The 18,543-nt window shown below is 66.9% G+C and carries 16 protein-coding genes and 3 pseudogenes; 8 read left to right on the top strand and 11 right to left on the bottom strand.

Annotated features, from left to right (window positions below; translation table 11 throughout):
• Positions 1 to 211: 211 nt before the first annotated feature.
• The 5 genes and pseudogenes from ABZS61_RS31540 to ABZS61_RS31520 all read right to left on the bottom strand — a co-directional run bounded on the left by ABZS61_RS31540 (position 212) and on the right by ABZS61_RS31520 (position 4,235).
• Positions 212 to 619 (bottom strand): hypothetical protein, encoded by a 408-nt coding sequence (locus ABZS61_RS31540; protein ID WP_356428836.1) that lies wholly within the window; start codon positions 617 to 619, stop codon positions 212 to 214.
• 276 nt (positions 620 to 895) lie between these two features.
• On the bottom strand, positions 896 to 1,600 hold the full coding sequence (locus ABZS61_RS31535; protein WP_356428833.1) for a GPR1/FUN34/YaaH family transporter: 705 nt from the start codon (positions 1,598 to 1,600) through the stop codon (positions 896 to 898).
• 344 nt (positions 1,601 to 1,944) lie between these two features.
• Positions 1,945 to 2,153: pseudogene (locus ABZS61_RS31530) on the bottom strand (transposase); the annotation flags it as partial.
• A 93-nt stretch (positions 2,154 to 2,246) separates the two neighbouring features.
• Positions 2,247 to 3,542: an MFS transporter gene (locus ABZS61_RS31525; RefSeq protein WP_356428830.1), complete on the bottom strand. Its 1,296-nt coding sequence runs from the start codon at positions 3,540 to 3,542 to the stop codon at positions 2,247 to 2,249.
• Between the two features lie 432 nt (positions 3,543 to 3,974).
• Positions 3,975 to 4,235, bottom strand: a complete 261-nt coding sequence (locus ABZS61_RS31520; RefSeq protein ID WP_356428827.1) for a hypothetical protein — start codon at positions 4,233 to 4,235, stop codon at positions 3,975 to 3,977.
• Between the two features lie 386 nt (positions 4,236 to 4,621).
• Here ABZS61_RS31520 and ABZS61_RS31515 point away from each other — a divergent pair, with 386 nt between their 5' ends.
• Together ABZS61_RS31515 and ABZS61_RS31510 are read left to right on the top strand one after the other, a co-directional pair.
• The gene (locus ABZS61_RS31515; protein WP_356428824.1) at positions 4,622 to 4,822 is read left to right on the top strand and encodes a hypothetical protein; all 201 of its coding nucleotides are present in this window, start codon (positions 4,622 to 4,624) and stop codon (positions 4,820 to 4,822) included.
• A 428-nt stretch (positions 4,823 to 5,250) separates the two neighbouring features.
• Positions 5,251 to 5,652 carry a hypothetical protein gene (locus ABZS61_RS31510; RefSeq protein ID WP_356428821.1) on the top strand — a complete coding sequence of 134 codons (402 nt, stop codon included), beginning with the start codon at positions 5,251 to 5,253 and terminating at the stop codon, positions 5,650 to 5,652.
• A 5-nt stretch (positions 5,653 to 5,657) separates the two neighbouring features.
• On the opposite strand, the pseudogene ABZS61_RS31505 reads toward ABZS61_RS31510, so the two are convergent.
• Positions 5,658 to 5,753 (bottom strand): annotated as a pseudogene (locus tag ABZS61_RS31505) (IS5/IS1182 family transposase); the annotation flags it as partial.
• A gap of 42 nt (positions 5,754 to 5,795) precedes the next feature.
• Here ABZS61_RS31505 and ABZS61_RS31500 point away from each other — a divergent pair.
• Together ABZS61_RS31500 and ABZS61_RS31495 are read left to right on the top strand one after the other, a co-directional pair.
• Positions 5,796 to 6,440 carry a hypothetical protein gene (locus tag ABZS61_RS31500; RefSeq protein ID WP_356428818.1) on the top strand — a complete coding sequence of 215 codons (645 nt, stop codon included), beginning with the start codon at positions 5,796 to 5,798 and terminating at the stop codon, positions 6,438 to 6,440.
• Between the two features lie 11 nt (positions 6,441 to 6,451).
• Positions 6,452 to 6,655: a hypothetical protein gene (locus ABZS61_RS31495; RefSeq protein WP_356428815.1), complete on the top strand. Its 204-nt coding sequence runs from the start codon at positions 6,452 to 6,454 to the stop codon at positions 6,653 to 6,655.
• 323 nt (positions 6,656 to 6,978) lie between these two features.
• On the opposite strand, the gene ABZS61_RS31490 is transcribed toward ABZS61_RS31495, so the two are convergent.
• The 3 genes from ABZS61_RS31490 to ABZS61_RS31480 form a co-directional block, all read right to left on the bottom strand.
• The gene (locus tag ABZS61_RS31490) at positions 6,979 to 7,197 is read right to left on the bottom strand and encodes a DUF6207 family protein (RefSeq protein WP_356428878.1); all 219 of its coding nucleotides are present in this window, start codon (positions 7,195 to 7,197) and stop codon (positions 6,979 to 6,981) included.
• Between the two features lie 181 nt (positions 7,198 to 7,378).
• Positions 7,379 to 8,047, bottom strand: a complete 669-nt coding sequence (locus ABZS61_RS31485) for a hypothetical protein (protein WP_356428813.1) — start codon at positions 8,045 to 8,047, stop codon at positions 7,379 to 7,381.
• 134 nt (positions 8,048 to 8,181) lie between these two features.
• Positions 8,182 to 8,499 (bottom strand): hypothetical protein, encoded by a 318-nt coding sequence (locus tag ABZS61_RS31480; protein WP_356428810.1) that lies wholly within the window; start codon positions 8,497 to 8,499, stop codon positions 8,182 to 8,184.
• A gap of 1,856 nt (positions 8,500 to 10,355) precedes the next feature.
• On the opposite strand from ABZS61_RS31480, the gene ABZS61_RS31475 reads away from it, so the two are divergent.
• From ABZS61_RS31475 to ABZS61_RS31460, 4 genes are all read left to right on the top strand, one after another.
• A complete protein-coding gene (locus tag ABZS61_RS31475) occupies positions 10,356 to 11,891 on the top strand; it encodes an endo-1,4-beta-xylanase (RefSeq protein WP_356428807.1) in 1,536 nt (511 codons plus the stop codon).
• Positions 11,892 to 12,170: 279 nt separating this feature from the next.
• Complete coding sequence (locus tag ABZS61_RS31470; protein WP_356428804.1) at positions 12,171 to 14,282, top strand: glycoside hydrolase family 6 protein; 2,112 nt, start codon at positions 12,171 to 12,173, stop codon at positions 14,280 to 14,282.
• A gap of 650 nt (positions 14,283 to 14,932) precedes the next feature.
• Positions 14,933 to 15,463 (top strand): hypothetical protein, encoded by a 531-nt coding sequence (locus tag ABZS61_RS31465; protein WP_356428801.1) that lies wholly within the window; start codon positions 14,933 to 14,935, stop codon positions 15,461 to 15,463.
• Between the two features lie 526 nt (positions 15,464 to 15,989).
• Positions 15,990 to 16,829: an IS5 family transposase gene (locus ABZS61_RS31460; RefSeq protein ID WP_356428798.1), complete on the top strand. Its 840-nt coding sequence runs from the start codon at positions 15,990 to 15,992 to the stop codon at positions 16,827 to 16,829.
• Between the two features lie 196 nt (positions 16,830 to 17,025).
• On the opposite strand, the gene ABZS61_RS31455 is transcribed toward ABZS61_RS31460, so the two are convergent.
• Positions 17,026 to 17,814 (bottom strand): hypothetical protein, encoded by a 789-nt coding sequence (locus tag ABZS61_RS31455; RefSeq protein ID WP_356428795.1) that lies wholly within the window; start codon positions 17,812 to 17,814, stop codon positions 17,026 to 17,028.
• 351 nt (positions 17,815 to 18,165) lie between these two features.
• Positions 18,166 to 18,279 (bottom strand): annotated as a pseudogene (locus ABZS61_RS31450) (transposase family protein); the annotation flags it as partial.
• Between the last annotated feature and the right edge of the window lie 264 nt (positions 18,280 to 18,543).

Here is an 18,543-nt window from a genome sequence, read left to right as displayed (position 1 = left end):
TCACACTCGTTGATCCCCCTGTCCGGCACGACCTCGCCCGGATGCCACGACTTCTTGTCCTCGCTCGTCATCCCTGTCTACGGCGATCCTCAGCCGCGCGCGACCGGGGTCCGGAGTCGGCGGCGTCGGCCAGGACGTCGGCGAGCTGCTCGGTGATGTCCCCGCGTACGGGGGTCGTCTTCGGTCGTGTCGCCTTGGGGCCACCCTGCCGTCAGCCCTGGCGTTCATTTGCCGCCTGCGGTGGCCGGTGGGCTGCTGCGAGAGCGTTGCGGACAGCAAGGCGGCCGGCCTGCCGGAACGCCCGCGGATGAGAGTCGACCGGGTGAAAACGCATGCGCCGCAGGACTACGGCTGTAGCCGGAGACAACCCGGTCCCTGACTGTGTGAGTTCCTCGCGTATACCCGCCTCGACAGCGGCCCGGCAGTCGGCTTGCCACTGCGGATCGTCGTCCCCGTCAACAGCCAGTTCAGAGGCTGTCTCGAAGGTGATGCCCGTCTCCCACGGCTCGAAGTCGACAGTGACCTCCGCGAAGTCGGAGGGGCAGCCGGCCTGCCGCGCGTAGACGGCGCGGACACCCCGGATCGGGTGAGGCGGGAACGTTGCGGTGTCGGATTCCACGGGGTCACGATAGTCAGAGCGTCCGCGAGTAGGTCATCGGATGCCGGGGACTCCGGGGTCGGGTGTCCCCAGCGGTAGGTGTCCAGGCGCGACGGATCAGGCAGCGGACGGTGATGACGACGCAGGCCGGTGCGATGAAGAACTCGGCCGCCGGTTTGCGTCGTTCGGTGCAGCGTCGGAGCTTGCCAGAAGGCCACCGTCCCCACAGGGCTGCCCAGCCATGGCTGCCGAACTCCCAAGAGGGCTTCCTGCCCCAGGCCGGCCCTTCTTCCCGGCTCACAGCTGGTGGCGGACTCCAGCCTCCTGCTGCGCGACGGTGAGCTGCTCACGAAGGCCTCCCTCGATGGACCTGCGGGCAGCGCCACGCCGGAACAGTGGCAGTACGGTGCGCTGCTTGCCGTCTTCCACGAGGAGCGCCAGCCCGCCGTACAACGCGTAGGCACCGATACCGAGACCCGTCCAGCCCGCCGCGACCTGCAGTGCGTTTCCCAGCCCGGCCTCATAGAGGCCTGTGAGGCCGAAGCGCAGTGCGGTGAGGGTGAGCAGCACCGCGAACAGAGGCTTCGACTGCGCCGCCGCACCCGCGAGGGCGAGGACGAAGGGAACCAGCGCCAGAAGGAAGACTGCCTGTGCCACCACTGGCCGGCCCGGTGGGGAGTCGAGGGAGGTCACGCTCGTCCCGGCCCAGGCGGCACCGAGCAGGAGCATTGCAGTGCCGGCGCCGGCGTCGCGGGCGAGGAAGGCGAACAGCCCAGCGACTGACTGCAGGGGCACGACGAAGATGAGGACCAGAAGCAGCAGGATGCTGCTCTGTCCTATCGGGACCCAGGCCAGCTGGAGTGAGGACAGGACCACGCTGCCGACACCAAGGGCGAAGAACCCCAGCGGCAGTGGGCTGGCGATCGGGCGGAGCACAATTCGGGTCACCGCGTCAGTGGTCAGCGGTTCGGACGGACCGGATGAGTCGGAATCTTGGGGCACGGTTGCAGCGTACGGGCTGGCGGGTCTGCCGCCGCAACAAGACCGGACTCGGCCGCGTGAGTGACCCTCCCGTGCCCGATCCGCCGGCCTGGATACGACAAGGCCCGCCCCGTCCCGCGACCGGAGGCCCCGTCGGCGTACCACCCGATCAACGGACCGCGCATTTCGGTGAACTTCAGTTCGGCGGCGGCAAGGCCGGCTTCGATCGCGGCGACCTCTCCGAGCCGGCCCTGTTCCTTGGCTGCGGCCCGGCGTCTGCGACCAACGTTTCGACCAACTCCAGCAGGAGGGTCAGCCGTTCGCCAGTACGCTGGTCCATTCGGGCCCTGCGGTGTCTGTCTTGCACCCGCGCCCCGCCAGACCCGGAAGCGCCCGTAACGGTGGCCCAGGGCCTGCTCCGCCGACATCTCCCGCCACTGAGCACTGGAGCGAAACCGCCGGATCACCCCCTCGAACTGATCCCGAATCACTGGGGATACGGGCCGTAATCGCCCGTCGGCACGTAGGGCTCGATGAACTCCCAGTGTTCGTTCGTGAGTTGTCTACGCGTCACAGCTCTGTTCTGTCGACTCCAGCCTCAACGGGCAGAACCCAGCAACTGATCACGACATCACAGGCCTTTGCGGCCCCGGCCGGGGGGCCGGAGTCAGTCCGCGGTCTTCGTGAAGTCCAGGTCGGCATGGCGGACGGCGTGGGAAGCGGTGGAGACCGTGGCGCCGAGCATGCTGATGCAGCCGAAGAGGAGGAAGGTGGGGCCGGCGCCCCACCCTTCCACCAAGAGGCCGAAGAGCGGGAACATCACCGGGGTGATGCCGACCGCGCTGAGCGCCTGGACGGCGGCGACCCGGCCTTGGAAGGCGAGGGCGGTGTTGGCCTGCATCAGGGCCAGGGCAAGACCGCCGCAGAGGCCGGAGACCAGGCCGGAGACGAACGCCACGGCGACCGCGAGGGGGAGGTTCGGCATGACGCCGATCAGGCCGATGCCGGCGGAGGCGACGAGCAGGGCGATGTTGTGCCAGTGGCCGGCCCGGGGGAAGCGGCCGCGCACGACGAGCAGGAGCGAGGTCGTGCAGACGCCGGTGCTGAGGGCGGCGTTCACCCAGGCACCGCCGGAGGGGCCCCAGCCGCGTTCCTCGGCGAGCATGATGACGCCGATCGCCATCGGCGGGATGCAGCCGATCATGGAGAGCAGTCCGGAGAGGACGAGCGGGCCGACGACGGGCTCGTGGCGCAGGTAGACGACGCCGTCGACCAGGTCGCGGCGGGCGGTGGAGTCCGCGGCGGGCTGTTCCTCGGGCGGCAACGGGGCGAGCCGGACCGCGACCAGGAGGAACAGCGAGAGGGTGAAGAGGACACCGGTCACGGCGAACGCGGCGGCGGGGCCGCCGAGCCCCATCGAGAACCCGGCGAGCGGCGGACCGGCGATGTGGCCGGACCGCTGCACCAGATTGCGCAGGCTCTGCAGCCGCATCAGCTGGTCGCGGCCGGTGAGCCGGGGCGGCATGGCTCCGACCGCCGGCATGAACAGGGCGTCCACAACACCGAAGACGAGGGCGAGTGCGACGAGCAACCAAAGGCCGGGGGTGCTGAACGCGAGCGCTGCGGCGGCCGCGAGGATCACCACAGCGCGGACCGCGTCGGAGGAGATGACCACCCTGCGCGGGCCGAACCGGTCGGCGATCACACCGCCGCCGAGCATGAGGATCGCCCGGGGTATCGCGCCGACCGCCATCACCAGGCCGACCTGGGCCGGTCCGGCCACCTTCTGCGCGGCCCAGCCGAGCGCCACGAAGTAGGCGGCGTCGCCGACCACGGAAAAGGTGTAGGCGATCAGCCAGCGAAGGACGTTGCCGTCCCGGTGCACCGGGGTGGAGGGGGTGACATCCACGACGGGGGCGGGCGGGGCCGCGTCGTGGATGGGTTCATTTGCTCGCGAGGTCACAAGCGCGCATGATCTCCCACAACGTCGGCCCGTACAACGGAATTACCTGCCGGATGTCATGACTCTCCGGCGGCGGACCGGGGCCGCCGCCGTCAGCCGTCAGCCCCGTCGCCGTGTCGGGGGGCGTCTCCTCGGCCAGCAGGCCCTGAGGTGCCGGAGGGGCGGGGTAAGGGGTCCTCAAGGCGCTCCGTATCCGCCAGTACGCCCCGTGTCTTCCACTGCCCGGAACGAGCGGATGGAGCGGCCGATCCGGGGCGTCCACTCAAACTCGGTCTCCGCGCCGTTGATTTCCTGAATGCCTGGTTCGTACTGCTCGATTCCCACCTGGACCTGAGGACCAGTGCCTCTCCGTCTCTGAGAGCACACGTGTCGATGCCAGAAATAGCAGGACCACATCTGCGGAACCACTGCATCGTGCCGCGCCGGCAATGGTCAGGGCGATGACGGAATGACGGAGTCATCCGAAGGCACGGGCCTGCTTGGATCGGGGAACCCGCGCAGCATGTCTTCTGGAAGTTGGCTGATGGCTGCCACGACGTCCAGCCCTTGCTTGTCCAGCTTCCGGTCCACCCATCCGAATGTCGGCCATTCAGAGCTTGCTGTGAAGGCGTCCCACACCGCTTGGAGCAGTTGCTGCTGCTCGAGTGTCCGCGCGGCGGGCAGCTCCTCGGTTCCGGAGATGCGAGTTTCCATGACTCATTGTCGATGACGGACTGGCGGGCGAGCGGTCTATTCGCCGATGCTCCAGGCATTCGCATCGCGACAACGCTGACGTGGAAGGACGTTGGTAGCGCGTAGTGGTCAGACCTCGATGTAGGCCACGACCACCGTGGACATTTCGGGTCTATGTGGCCTCGTTGCAGCTCAGGGCTTCGCTGCTGTGTGAGGGACGTTAGCGACGGTCCCGCTTCAAATAAGGTGATGGGGTGTCTCAGAGTCCTGATCAACCGCTGCTGCCGACTCGTCATCAAGTTGGCAGTCTTCGTGACTTCCTCCATGGAAGGACGTACTCAGCTGCCTCAGTCACCATCCGGCTCGACGGTGCACCATCGCATGCTGCGGGCACGCCTCTGAATGACGTGAGCAAGGTCTCGAATGCCCTGTATGAGGTTGTCGACGGTCTTGCCAGGCGGGTGCTGGACGCGGTTTTTTCCGGACAGTCGAACGCTGAGGCGCGTGACGCATGGGTCGCGCTCATGCTGATCGCCCAGAACTGGCGGGACTCACCTGATCTGCCGGCAGACCTGAAGACCATGGTTGATGAGGCCCTTCCACTCTGATCGTCGGTAACCGGTGGATCGTCAGTAGCCGAACTCGTCAGGTCACGACGCCTGGTGTCCAGCTGCGCCGAGTCTGGCAGCGGCTTCAGCGGGTGTGTCGTAGTAGCCGGGTCGAGCCAGGAGGACCGAGCTGAAGTTGTTCTTCGTCGGGTTCGTCGTCCACTTCGAAGGCAGCTGCCCATCTCCCTCACCACCCAGGTCAACAAGATGCGCCGCGGCGAGACTCGCTGGAAAGGCTTCCTTACGCGCTGACGTCGATCACAGAGCGAGTGGGAACTATCGATGATCTTCCCAACATCCGCTCGAAACAACATACTTGCTCCGCCGACGACCTCGGCACTAACCGATCGTTTCAGAATGTTCTCCTGCGGAGTCGCTGGCGGCCTCATGGAACAATCCGTTCACTCACGGGTTCAGGGGGACGCCGTATGGAACGGGTTGCGGCTGCGCGAGACCTCGTGCTCGGTTACGTCCGCGCTCTGAACGCGATCGATGAGGTCATGAGGGTGGCGCTCCCCTCGCTTGAGCGACTGGCGGACATCGTCGGCTTGGCCCGTTCGCGTCGGATCAGCCGCAGTGATCACATCGGCACCTACGCGTACCAGGTTCATGGGGCAGGGTGTCGCTTCGCCATTGGCAACGGCACCGAGGTCGATGTGGACTTCGCTGCCGACGGGAGTGAAGTCTTCGACTTCTGGCGGCTGCGCTGGTACGGGCTGAGCCTGCCGGAGCCTGTGGACGTCACGGATGAGGATCTGCAGGCCGCAGTTCGGTTGCTGCAACCGCTTCTGAACGAGGTTCGGCCGGGATGGTTCAGCGTAGCCGTCTGATCGCTTCAGGGTGGGATTCGCAGGCGGCGCAGGCATATAAGGCTGCAGGCCAATTCGAGCAGACCCTGGTGGAGATCGGCGCGTAGTTCGTAGCGGATGCGAAACAGTAGCGCCCCTAACCTTGCGAACCTTAAGGTTCAGTTATGCCAGAGAACGAACTCGGCATCGAAGAAGTCCGCGCCCAACTCGGAGACTTGGTCGACGACGCCCACTACGAAGGCCACATCACCCGCATCACACGCCGCGGCCGACACGTCGCTTCCATCGTCCCCGCCGGCATGAAGGCCACAGGCCTCCCCGACGCCGCCGTGGAAGCAGCAGTCGACGCCGCCTGGCCAGGCCTCCCTGAAGGCATCACGATGGGAGAGGCCCGACGCCGCGTCATCGCAGCCCTGAACGCCGCCCACCCGCACATGATCGAACCGGGCGAACCCGAAGTCCTTCCCGACCTGGCCCGTCTCCAGGACGTGAGCGCCAACATCGAGAAGCAGCTCAGCGAAGGTGCCCTCTCCGGTGAGCAGCAGCAACGGCTGCAGAAGGCTGTGCACGGCATCGCTGAGACGATTCGAGAAATCCGCGTGCGCATGACGCACCAGCAGGTACTCGTCACCGCCATCCAGGAGGAGGGCGGCACGTGGGACGCAGCCCGAGCAGTGGCAGCGCTGAGCAACGCGGGACACGCGGTGGACGACAAGCGGGCCCGATCCGTGATGCGCAGGATCGCCGCCACAGGACAGCTGACACGAACCTCTCCCACCCGCGCCATTTACGACACCACCGAGCAGTGAGGGCCACGACCATGGGTTGGCTCAACGGACCGTTCTACGCCCCCGAGAAGACCGACGCCGAGATCCGGGAGTACTGCCTGGAGCAGGTAAAGGCCCAGCTGACGACCAACATCAGTGGTAGGCACGCGGAGGACGCACTGGTGCGAGCCACGCAGTTCGCGACCATCGCGCAGGCCTTTCGCCCCGACCCGCCCACGACCGGCGTCGAACAGTGAGGACCGCAACCATGGAGGGTAGGAGGGAGTCCGAACTCGTCCAGAGGGTGCGGCGCGTCCAAGAAGTGCACCGGGAAGAGGCGGAAGGAACCGCAGAACGAGGCCTGATGAGCAGCGCCACGGAGCGCGAAGCTACAGGCATTCATTTCTTCCAGGGCCGCCCCGAGGCGGATAGGTGCAGTCGTTACGGATGGCCGGAAGGGGACCCGATCCACTTCAGCACGGGCGACTACCCGAACCCCGAATGTCGGGAACGGTGAAAAGCGAACCGCGTAGCCCCTTGTCCCGGCCAGGTTCAGTGGCCGGGACTTCGCCGCATCAGCCTACGACTTCTCGACGAGCGCAGAGGCACGGGTGTCACGGGTGTCCGCGTACGTTCGCACCCGAACCCCCGGCTCATCCGGTACCCGCCACGGAAGAGAAGGGCCTGATGTCGCCCAATGCGCACCCAGCTCGTTCACCGCAGCCACCGCCGTCTGCTCGTCGTCGGCCACCACCTCCACGACAACCAGGCCCGGCTCGGACAGATGCTTCTGGCTGATTACGGACGGCGGGGGCGCAGGCAGCTCCGGGAACCGCCGAGATGCCTGATCAGCAACGTTCGGCTCCGCCCCCTGGTTGTGCGTCCTCGCAGCGCCTGCTCCAGATCAGTGTTCGGTCCCGCTCCTGACTGTTCCAGGAGTTGCCGCAGCGCTTGTGTCACGGCAGCAGTGCTTGGTGCCGTCAGTTGCTCACGCATCCGCTGTACTGCCTGCGCAAGAGGCAGCAGCGCCTGCCCCGTAGCAGCCGCGTTCGGCCCCGCCATCCCCTCATGAACCGCCGCACTGCTTGCCTGATCGCCTCCTGCGCAGCAAGGTCCGAGGTGGCAGTGCTCTGGGCCATGAGCTCGATGGCTGTGGTGAACCCTTCCTTGCTGGCTTTGGCGACTTTCTGGGATCGCAGGTGCTGCCCAGCCTGGCAGGCCAGGTGCTCGATGAGGTCGCTGCCGGTGGCCTTGGCGGGCAGGCCGTAGCTGCGGGTGAACGGCAGAACGGCTTCCTGCAGGTCTTCGATCGCCATGAGGTCGAGGCGTTCGGCATCGGCGATGACTCCGCCGATATGGCCGCCATCGGCCTTGCTGCGGAGCAGGTCGAGGATGGTGCGGCGGACTGTGGTGACGGGCAGCCCTTGAGCGAGGGTGATGTCCGCCGGCTCCATCGTCGCGATACGCAGGTGGACGAAGGGCTCGGTGGTCGTGCGGCGACGGGGCACGCAGCACTCAGCCCGTGGGGATAGGATGTCTCCCAGGCTGTGCAGCTGGCATGCGGAGGCATGGGAGACAACGCCGGAAACCTTGTCTCCCAGCGATCGCTCCGCAGCAAAGACGCCTGGCTGCAGGCGCAGCCGGGCCACCCTGAGCTCGAGGTGGGGTGGGAGACCTGCCGCCCCTGCCGACGTTCTCGAGCAGCCCGGCTTCGGTCAGGCGCGAGAGCTGCACGGCGTTCAGGCCGATCCGTTTGACCATTGCGGGGGCGCGCCGCAGGCCACTACCCAGCAGCCACAACCTGGCCGGCCGTGGTCTGAGGAGGGTTGGGAAGCAGTGACGCAAGGTTGTCTGCTACGAAGTCCGCCGCCTTCTTGACCGACTCTTCGGCGCCAGCTTGGTCGTCGAAGACGCTGGTAGAGACCATCGTTCCATCCCCGGCGTCAACCCAGTAGTAGGCCACGAACCCGGGGACCTGGCGGAGGAGAGACACGAATCCCTCGTCCACTTGGCGCCCCGCCTCGGCAGGATCAGTCACCCCTTCGTAGCGCCGAACGACTGCGTACATAGCTAATCTCCCCTTGGATTCCTTGGTCATCATGTGCGAATCGACGTACCCCTACCGGGCGTTTACCTCTCGCGGAATGTCCGGAAGTGACTCGGATGGGCGCGTGGGTGATCTAAGCCGGGCATCGCTGTGGCCGGGCCGGGCCAACCGGGACCTCACGGAATTCCGGTCAGAGCCGTGACCCAGGCGGGCACAGACGCACGTGCCCGGCACCGGGCCCTCAGCTGATCTGACTGGGAGACAATCCCGCTTTGGCGCGCCAGTGGTGGCGTCGTGGGGATCGGTCCAGCTCGACGTTCTTGAATCTGTCCACGGTCATGGTCACAGAAGAAGCCTGCTTCGGACAGCTCACGGACGAGGAGCTTGCCCTCTTTGACGATCACTAGCAGAGGCCCGTCGCCCTCGCCGAGAAAGAGCCTTTTCTTTTGGCCTGTCGACCGAGCGGCGTGGGTGGCCCCCTGGGATGGCGAAGGTAAAGCAGCAACGCAAGCGCCCCCCTCCCTCCCTCAGCGTCCGGCTCACAAGACAGCGCTTGACGGACGGCTTAGCCGGGCCCGACGGGACACGCATCCGACTCGCCCGCCCTGAAGACAGTGCCCGCTTCGGCGAGTTGCTGAAATTCGCCACGGAGGAGATCGAGTCTGAGCACGTCGACGGCGTAGCGGCAGGCCAGTGCGGCAAGTGGCTGCTGGACGGTCGGCGATTTGATCGAGCCCTTGGCGCGCGCAGCTGCTGGCGGTCGGCTCCCGGACGCGGCTCTGGCCCTGCCTCTCCCGCTGATCGCTGAGGACAGGGATGGCGATCTAACAAGGCCTCGCCGCGCGACGAGGAACCCCCAAGCGCCCGTCACGGTGTCCGTGCAGTCCGAGCTCGGCGACCCCCGTCAGGACTGGGTCATGGTCCTCGACCGCGGACTGACCGAGAGCGAGACGCGGAAACTGACCTCCAGCAGCGTCTGACCGGCGTCGCCATCAGCGAGCTGCGCCACACACTCGGCACCGGCGCCCCCGTGGCTCCCCTCCGAGGTGATGCGCTGCTTCGTGGAGCAGCAAGCCGAACAGATCGAACTCAGCACTTGCCCGCGCCCTCGGACTCCGGTGCGCCGACAGCTCCCGCGTACACCATCGCGTACGCCGACCGGAGCGTCCGGGCCCTTCTCGACCGGAGCGCCGCCCCCGCGCCGAACTCATTCGTGCATGACTCTCCGTCATTACCGGGACGCGTGCAGGCAAGGCATGGCGCGTTCCGGATCCGGGCGCGCACACACCGACGGCTCCACGCTCGCGCCTGCATTCAGCCATGCCTGCTTCCGTCCGTCCATGTCTCCTGCCAGGCGCTTCAGACCCTCCCCATCTCGCGGCACCACCCGGCGACGAACACCGACCACGATCCACGCGAGCCTTCCTCCGGAGGTCGCCCGCACCGGTGCCCCAGCTCACGCAGGGCACGCCATAGGTCACCGAGGGTGCCTGCCCTGGATGCCGTCGGCAGGGCACGCCCTCGCTACGCGACACGCGAAAGCGAACGGTCCGGACCGAATGGCCATGCTCCCCGAGGAGCGTTTGCGCCATGCCCGACGAAAGCATCTCCTCGCCGGCCGGAACCGCCGCTCCGGCGGAGGGGCGAACCTTTCAACAGGCGGCAACTGCGCCTGCCGGGAAGCTCGTTCAACGTGTGGCCGCGTTAACGCGCTCGTAAGACAGTTGTGATTAAGACTTGACAGGTGCCCATCACCACGCGACCTTGGGAGCGCTCCCACAGCACGGATACGCACAGCCCGCTCCACTCCCCTCCCCTTCTCCCCCAGCACCGGATGAAAAAGGGCCTGACGGGGGGCGCAGATGCGCTCGCCGTCACGCCCCACGCAGCCCGACAGAGGAAGGCGTTTGATGAATTCGGTGAAGCGCTGCAGGCACAGCCGCACCAGAGGGCTCCCGACCCTCCTGGCCGGAGCCCTCACCCTTGCCCTCACCCTGACGGGTGGACCGGCGACCGCGGCCCAGCAGGGCACACTGCATGAACTCGCCGCCGCACAGGGCAAGTACTTCGGCTCAGCCACCGACAACTCCGAACTGCCCGATGCCGCCTACACGGCCGTCCTGGGCTCCGAGTTCGGACAGATCACCCCCGGCAACTCCATGAAGTGGGACACCACCGAGCCCGTCCAGGGCCAGTTCAACTTTGCCAAGGGCGACGTGATCACCGACTTCGCGGCGCAGCACGGCCAGAGCGTACGGGGCCACACCCTCGTCTGGCACAGCCAACTGCCGAGCTGGGTCGGCGCTCTGCCGCCGGCGGAGGTCGAGGCCGCGATGACCCACCACGTCACCGAGGAGGCCGCGCACTACCGCGGCAAAGTCACCGCGTGGGACGTGGTGAACGAGCCGTTCAACGAGGACGGGACCTTCCGCACGAGTCCCTTCCACACGGCGATGGGCACCGACTACATCGCCACCGCTTTGCGCGCCGCCCATGCCGCGGACCCGGACGCCGAGCTGTACCTCAACGACTACAACATCGAGGGGCTCGGCGCGAAGAGCGACGCCATGTACGCCCTGGTGAGCGAGCTACTCGACGAGGGCGTGCCGCTCGACGGAGTCGGGATGCAGGCACATCTGGCCGTCCAGTACGGCTTCCCGTACCAGATGCAGGCGAACATGCAGCGGTTCGCCGATCTCGGCCTCGACGTCGCCGTCACGGAACTCGACGTGCGTATGCAGCTGCCTGCCGACGCCGCCAAGATCGCCACGCAGTCCACGTACTACCGGCAGGTGGTCGAAGCCTGCCTGGCGGTGGAGCGCTGCGTCGGTATCACGGTCTGGGATTACACCGACAAGTACTCCTGGGTTCCGAGCACGTTCCCCGGCCAGGGGGCGGCCAATCTGTACGAAGAGAACCTGCTGCCGAAGCCCGCCTACTACGCCGTGCGCACCGCTCTGGGCGGCGAGGGCGGCCCCGGGGAGGGCGGCGGCCCGGGCGCACTCAGGGCGCAGTACCGCAGCAGCGACTCCTCGACGGGCGACAACCAGATCAAGCCTGGCCTCCAACTCGTGAACACCGGCGGCACAGCGGTAAGCCTCTCGGACGTGACGGTCCGGTACTGGTTCACCGCCGACAACGGGGCGTCCAGGTATAGCACTTGGTGTGACTGGTCGCCGATCGGCTGCTCCAGCGTGACCCACAGGGTGGCCGCCCTGGGCACCCCGAAGGCCGGCGCCGACCACTACCTCGAAGTGGGCTTCACCGGCGGCAGCCTGGCCCCGGGCGCCGCGACCGGCGAGATCCAGCTGCGCCTGAACAAGTCGGACTGGTCGAACTTCGACGAGTCGGACGACTACAGCCACGGCACCGGCACCTCGTACGCGGACGCCTCGAAGATCACCGTATACGTCGGCGGCGAGCCGGTCTGGGGCATCGAGCCCTGACCGGCTGCCGCAACGGCCGCACCGCCTTCCGCTCACCGCCGCGCTGACCACGCCTGCCACGCCTCCCACTCCCGATGGCGGGTTACCCATCCGCCCCGCGGTACCCGTCATCGGGCTCACACCACCGTCCTCACCGACGCACCGCAGGCTCCCGTCCCATCGACGGCGGCCTGACGGGAGCAGTGAGCCCCCCACCGGGCCACTCGCTCCCGGTCAGCACCCCCACGAACCCGCCTGCGGGGAGCACCCGCAGGCGTCCGAGAGGAGCACGGAGCCGCAATGAGTACCAGAGGCACCATCATGCAAGGGCTGCGCCGGAGACTGGCCGCAGTCTCCGCCCTGGCCATGGGCGCGGCGCTGGCCGTCGCCATCCCCACCCCCGCCTCGGCGGCGGCACGGGTCGACAACCCCTACGTGGGCGCCACGGCCTACGTGAACCCCGACTGGTCCGCCAAGGCGGCGGCCGAACCGGGCGGCGCCGCCATCGCCGACACGCCGGCCTTCGTCTGGATGGACCGCATCGCGGCCATCGAGGGCTCGGCCACGGCGATGAGCCTGCGCGAGCACCTCGACACGGCACTGGACCAGGGCGCGAACCTGTTCCAGGTCGTCATCTACGACCTTCCGGGACGCGACTGCGCCGCGCTGGCGTCCAACGGTGAACTCGGCCCGACCGAGATCGACCGCTACAAGAACGAGTACATCGACCCGATCTCCGACATCCTCGCCGACCCTGCGTACGCGAACCTGCGCATCGTCACGATCATCGAGCCCGACTCGCTGCCCAACCTGGTCACCAACGCGGGCGGAACGGCCGGTTCGACCGACGCCTGCGCGACGATGAAGGCGAACGGCAACTACGAGAAGGGTGTGGGCTACGCCCTGCACACCCTCGGGGCCATTCCGAACGTCTACAACTACATCGACGCCGCCCATCACGGCTGGCTCGGCTGGGACACCAACATGGCCCCGGCCGCCAAGCTGTTCAAGAAGGCCGCCACGTCCGAGGGCGCCACGGTCGCCGACGTCTCGGGCTTCATCGTGAACACGGCCAACTACTCGGCTCTCAAAGAGCCGAACTTCAAGGTCACCGACTCGGTGAACGGCACCACGGTGCGCCAGTCCAAGTGGGTCGACTGGAACTACTACGTCGATGAGCTGTCGTTCGCCCAGGCGCTGCGCACCATGCTGGTGAGCGAGGGCTTCAACTCCAACATCGGCATGCTGATCGACACGGCCCGCAACGGCTGGGGCGGCTCCGCACGGCCCACCGCCGCCGGTCCGCTGACCAGCGTGGACACCTACGTGAACGGAGGCCGGATCGACCGGCGCATCCACGCAGGCAACTGGTGCAACCAGACCGGTGCCGGAATCGGCGAGCGTCCCACCGCGGCCCCGGAGGCCGGCATCGACGCGTACGTGTGGGCCAAGCCCCCGGGCGAGTCGGACGGCAACAGCGCCCCCATCGACAACGATGAGGGCAAGGGCTTCGACCGGATGTGCGACCCGACGTACGAGGGTAACGGCCGCAACGGCAACAGCTTGTCGGGCGCCCTGCCGAACTCCCCGCTCGCGGGCCACTGGTTCTCCGCGCAGTTCCAGGAGCTCGTGCGCAACGCCTACCCGCCGATCGACGGCGGCGGCACCGGTGGCGACACCCAGGCGCCGACCGCCCCGACCGGCGTGACAGCGACGGCGAAGACCAGCAGCAGCGTCTCGCTGTCCTGGACCGCGTCGACGGACAACACCGGTGTGAGCGGCTACGACGTGTTCCGCAACGGGGTGAAGGTGGGCTCCTCCACCACGACCTCGTACACCGACTCGGGCCTGTCGGCCTCGACCGCCTACAGCTACACGGTCAAGGCCAAGGACGCTGCCGGTAACGTCTCGGCGGCCTCCAGCACCCTCTCGGCCACCACGTCCGCGGGCGGCGGCACCGGAACGGGCACGCTCAAGGTCCAGTACAAGAACACCGATGCCTCCGCCACCGACAACCAGGTCCGGATGGCCCTCCAGCTGGTCAACACCGGCAGCGCCGCGGTGGACCTGTCCACGGTGAAGGTGCGCTACTGGTTCACCCCTGAGGCCGGGGCCTCCACCTTCGGTACCTCGTGCGACTACGCGGTCGTCGGCTGCGGGACCCTGACCCGCAGTGTGAAGACCGCCGGTTCGGCGGCCGGTGCCAGCCACTACCTGGAGGTCGGCTTCGGCAGCGGCACCCTGGCCGCCGGCGCCTCCACCGGTGAGATGCAGCTCCGGCTGAACAAGAGCGACTGGTCCAACTTCAACGAGGCGGACGACTACAGCCGTTCGACCAGCACGTCCTTCGCCGATGCGGCGAAGATCGGCGTGTACGTGACCGGCGCGCTCTCCTGGGGAACCGCCCCCTGATCCTGCCGCCCACTCCCCCGCCGCCGCACTGACGCGGTGACGGGTCCCGGGCCCGGGATCTCGTGCGACCCGCCCCCTGCCGGACAACCGGCGGGGGGCGGTGTCATGTTCCGCGGAGTGGGCAGCGGTGCGTTCAGCGCGTGCGGGGCGGGGATGCTCGCCTCCGCGGCGGCCGCGGTCGGCCGCTTCAGGACCTTGAGCGCCACTTGGATCCCGTCCGTACGCTGCCCTCCGTGCTCCGACTTGGGTGAGTAGCTGTATCTCAACCGATCATGGAACGTGGAGGTCGAACAGGGTTCCTGCGGCTGTAGGTGCATCAGGGCAGGGACTCTCGGTAGACCGGGGGTCCCTCACGAACAAGCGGAAGCAGCCAGCCTAACCTCGATCTTGCATGACGGTCCGTCGGGTTATCCGGCGGGCCGTTCCGGTGTCGTGGATGCTGCGGGTGCGGTGGGGGCCCGGCTGTCGCCCTCGCCGACGGCTCACTCGGAACTGCTTACTAGGTATTCCGCGGATGAATAAGGGCGGCAGGATGGGTGACGAGGAATCGAAGAATATCCGCCGGACATCGGCAGTCCTCAGGCGGTTCAGCAAATGGCCGACGCCGGGCTACGATCTCGAAATGGCCAAACAGGCAGGACTGTAGTCACATGCTGATCAATTACCTTCGTCAGTTCTTTCCGGATGTCGAGACAGATGACACCGTCTCGTATCTGAGCGAGGCGGGCGACACGGTCAACGCACTCATGTACTCGTTCCTGTACTGGCCTCGCCTCGTCGAGCTTCATGGCGCGGTTTTCCTCGGTCTGAGCGGGAATGACGAGGAGGAGATCCGGGAGAGGCTGTCCGCCACTACCGGCCGTGCGATCCCCGACAGGGAGGAGCTCTCCTGGGCGGAGGTGGTCGACAGTTTCAACCTGTTCGAGCTGGGCCACCTGTTCAGCGCGGTGCCCGTGCACAGTGAAGATTTCGACTCACTGCACCGCGAACTCGGGTCAATTCTCGTCAAGTCCTGGCATGCGCGACTCGTCTGCACATACCCGGAGCGGAACTTCTCTGTCCGGCTCGTGGAAGCTGACGAGTCGATGATGGAGATGAGGATCGAAGTGAAGCAAGTGTCACCGACCCTTGCGACTCCGGGTGGCTGGGACGGTCGTCTCCGCCGGGTTGTGATCGACTAGCCGGGGTTCGAACAGCAACGCCACCCACTACCTCCCGTTCCCGTGAACATCTCCTGTCCGTTCTCGGGTTCTGGCACAAGTTTCGTGCAGCAGTGACTGAGCGTTGCGCGTCGGGAGGTACCAGCCTCGCTGGTCACGGCTGGATTTGATCCAGTACTGCAAGGCTAGGGTGCTAGGGCGCTTCTTCCGGATCTTGCTTCGGGCGGACTCCGACGCTGCTGCCCGCACATATATTGGCGAGATGGACGAAGCTGAGGCGAGCGGACAGGTGTGGAGGGACGAGGTTCGAGCGCGTCCGACAGCTGAGCAGGACCGGGATGCCCTGGCCCGGCTTGTCGAGGTCGACGCAGACTCCTTCGAGGTTGAGCTGTACGAGCGCGCGGCAGATCCCCAGGTGCTTTCAATCGATCGCGCCCAAAGGTCGCAGGCTGGGCAGTACGCCAGGCATGTGCGGCGACTTCGAAAGCGTCAGCAGCACCAAGGAAGTTGAGCAGTAGTCTTCAGATCATCTGATCGTTGATCGGGTGTGTCGTTGACTGACGCCCAGTGGGCGAGAATTGAGCCGTTGCTGCCGGACCGGACTCCGAAGCGGGGCGGACGGTGGCGTGATCACCGGCAGGTGATCGACGCGATTGCGTTCAAGTACCGCACCGGCACGCCGTGGACGGAGCTTCCCGACCACTTCGGTTCCTGGAAGGGTGCTCACAACCGGCTGCGGAAGTGGGCAGCCGACGGCACCTGGGAGAAGGTCTTCACCGGCCTGCTCGCCCGGGCCGACGCCGAAGGCGACCTTGACTGGGTCGTCGCGGTCGACTCCACCATCGTCCGCGCCCACCAGCACGCCGCCGGGGCAAGAAGGGCCCCGGCTGGCGAGCCGGACGACCATTCCCTCGGACGGTCCCGCGGCGGGCTGAGTACCAAGATCCATCTTGCCTCGGACAGCCGCTGCCGCCCGCTCGCCTTCATCCTCACGCCCGGCCAGGCCGGTGACGCGCCCGCATTCCCCCAGGTCATGGCCCGCTTACGGGTGCCCCGGCCGGTCGGCCGGCCCAGAACCACACCGGCGATGGTCTTGGCGGACAAGGCGTATTCGTCCCGCGCGATCCGCACTCATCTCCGTCGACGAGGGATCCGCGCGGTGATCTCGCAACCCGCCGACCAGGCCGCCAACCGCAAACGGCTCGGCAAGCTGGGAGGCCGACCACCGGCATTCGACCGCGACGCCTACAAGCAGCGGAACACGGTCGAGCGCTGCATCAACAAGCTGAAGCAGTGGCGCGGCCTGGCCACTCGCTACGACAAGACTGCCACCATCTACCTCGCCGGACTCCACATCGCCGCCATCTTCATCTGGTCGGACAGATGATCCGAAGGAAACGGCCTAGTTCACGAACCGAGGAGCTGGCGTGCACGACCGACCGCGGATGGAGGAAGCCCTTGATGTTCTGCGTGCCGAGCTGGAGGTCGGGCGATCGACGAAGGCCGAGTTGACCACTCGGGCTGCATGACTGGCCTTCATGCGTTTTGCGCGGCAGCGCTTTGCCACAGCGCCCACACCCGACTCAGACGGCTTGCTCTTCCAGTACGGCACGTACTCCTTCAGCGGGCGACCGATGTTCACTGTGGACCTCACGCGACAGTTCGACATCGGTGACGACGAGGGTGAGCACGAGCACTACGTACAGGTTCATTGCGAACTTCGCTACGAGTGCGAACCCCTCCTGGATGCCCAAGGGAGCTTCGATTCCTGGTTCTTCCACGACGCCGATGCGGACCTCGACGAGTGGTTCGCCGCCATGGAGAGGCACCTCGAACTGGTGCTTGCTCGTGTGCCCGCCGAGGCTGAAGTGTACGAAGAGCCGGTATAGGTCGTCACGCCAGCAGGACTCGCTTACGGAGGAGATCGAAGCCGGCGCGGCCGAACGTCTGGCGTTCGAGCATCTTGATCCGGTTGACGTGGCCTTCGACGACTCCGGAGTTCCAGGGCAGAGTGAGGCCGGCGATGACGGCGTCACGGTCGCGGTCGATGCCGGCAGCCAGGGTATGGAGGCTGGGCAGGTCTCCTGCCGGACGGCGTCGAGGCAATCGGGCAGGCGCTCGCCCTGGCGGTCGGTGAGCATGACCGCAAAGGAGCGGACGTGCCGGGTCAGGGCGTCGAGTTCGGGGCAGTGGGTGCGGACGGTCTTGAGCTGGAGCTGTTCGAGCTCGGTGAGGGTTTCCGGGCGTCTGAGGACCCATCCGGCGACCGTCCGTGGTGAGGGAGGACGTGCGGTCACCGGCTGCGGCGAGGTGCGCTTCTGGTGCAGGTAGGCGCGCACGCGCTGGTAGCTGCCTTTGTAGCCGAGGGGCACGATCTCCTCCCAGAGTTTCCAGGCGTTGGTGCACCCTTCGGTCCCACGGTCGTCGAGGTAGGTCTTGTACTCGTCGAGTACGGAAGTCCGGTTCTGCCACTGTCCGTCGAAAAGGTCTTCGGGCCTGTCAGCACGGGAGAACCCAAAGGACCGTGTGCTGACTCATGCCGAGTTGCCGGGCCACGGACCTCTTGGCCCGGCGGCCAGCAGTGCGTGAATGGTGGCGTGCTTGGCGCGGGTGCGCTCGGCGAACCGGTGGCCCATCGGCCAGGGTGAACTGGACGGTTTCCTCTCGGAGACGTGCTCCGGCGGGGGTTCGGGGGTCGTAGGAACGAGGGCTCGGAGGCGCGGGCACTCGGTGTTCCGGCACCGGAACCGCCGGACCCGCAGCTGGAGTACGACGCTTCGTCCGGCGCTCGGGGCATCAGCGAGAAGCCGAGGGGAGGAGCTGTGAACGCGGTTCGAGCAGTGGCGCTGGCCGTGGTGCATTGCGCATCGAAACGCACTCTCTTCATCTCTACGTCCACCGACAGCACCGCGATGTCCGCGACCGCCGGGAACAGCAGCTCTTTCAGCCGGAGCACGACCTCTTCCACGGCCCGGACTGTCAGCCCAGCGGCACTGACCACCATCCATTTTCGGGCGACTTCGCAAGCCGCTCGGGAGCGCCCAGCCGTCACTCACCGTGGCGACTGCACGGAACCTGAGCCAGAACCGCTTGAAGTGAAC

Source organism: Streptomyces sp. NPDC005566, assembly GCF_040605575.1.
Taxonomy (GTDB): Bacteria; Actinomycetota; Actinomycetes; order Streptomycetales; family Streptomycetaceae; genus Streptomyces.
This window is presented reverse-complemented; position numbering and strand designations above follow the sequence as displayed.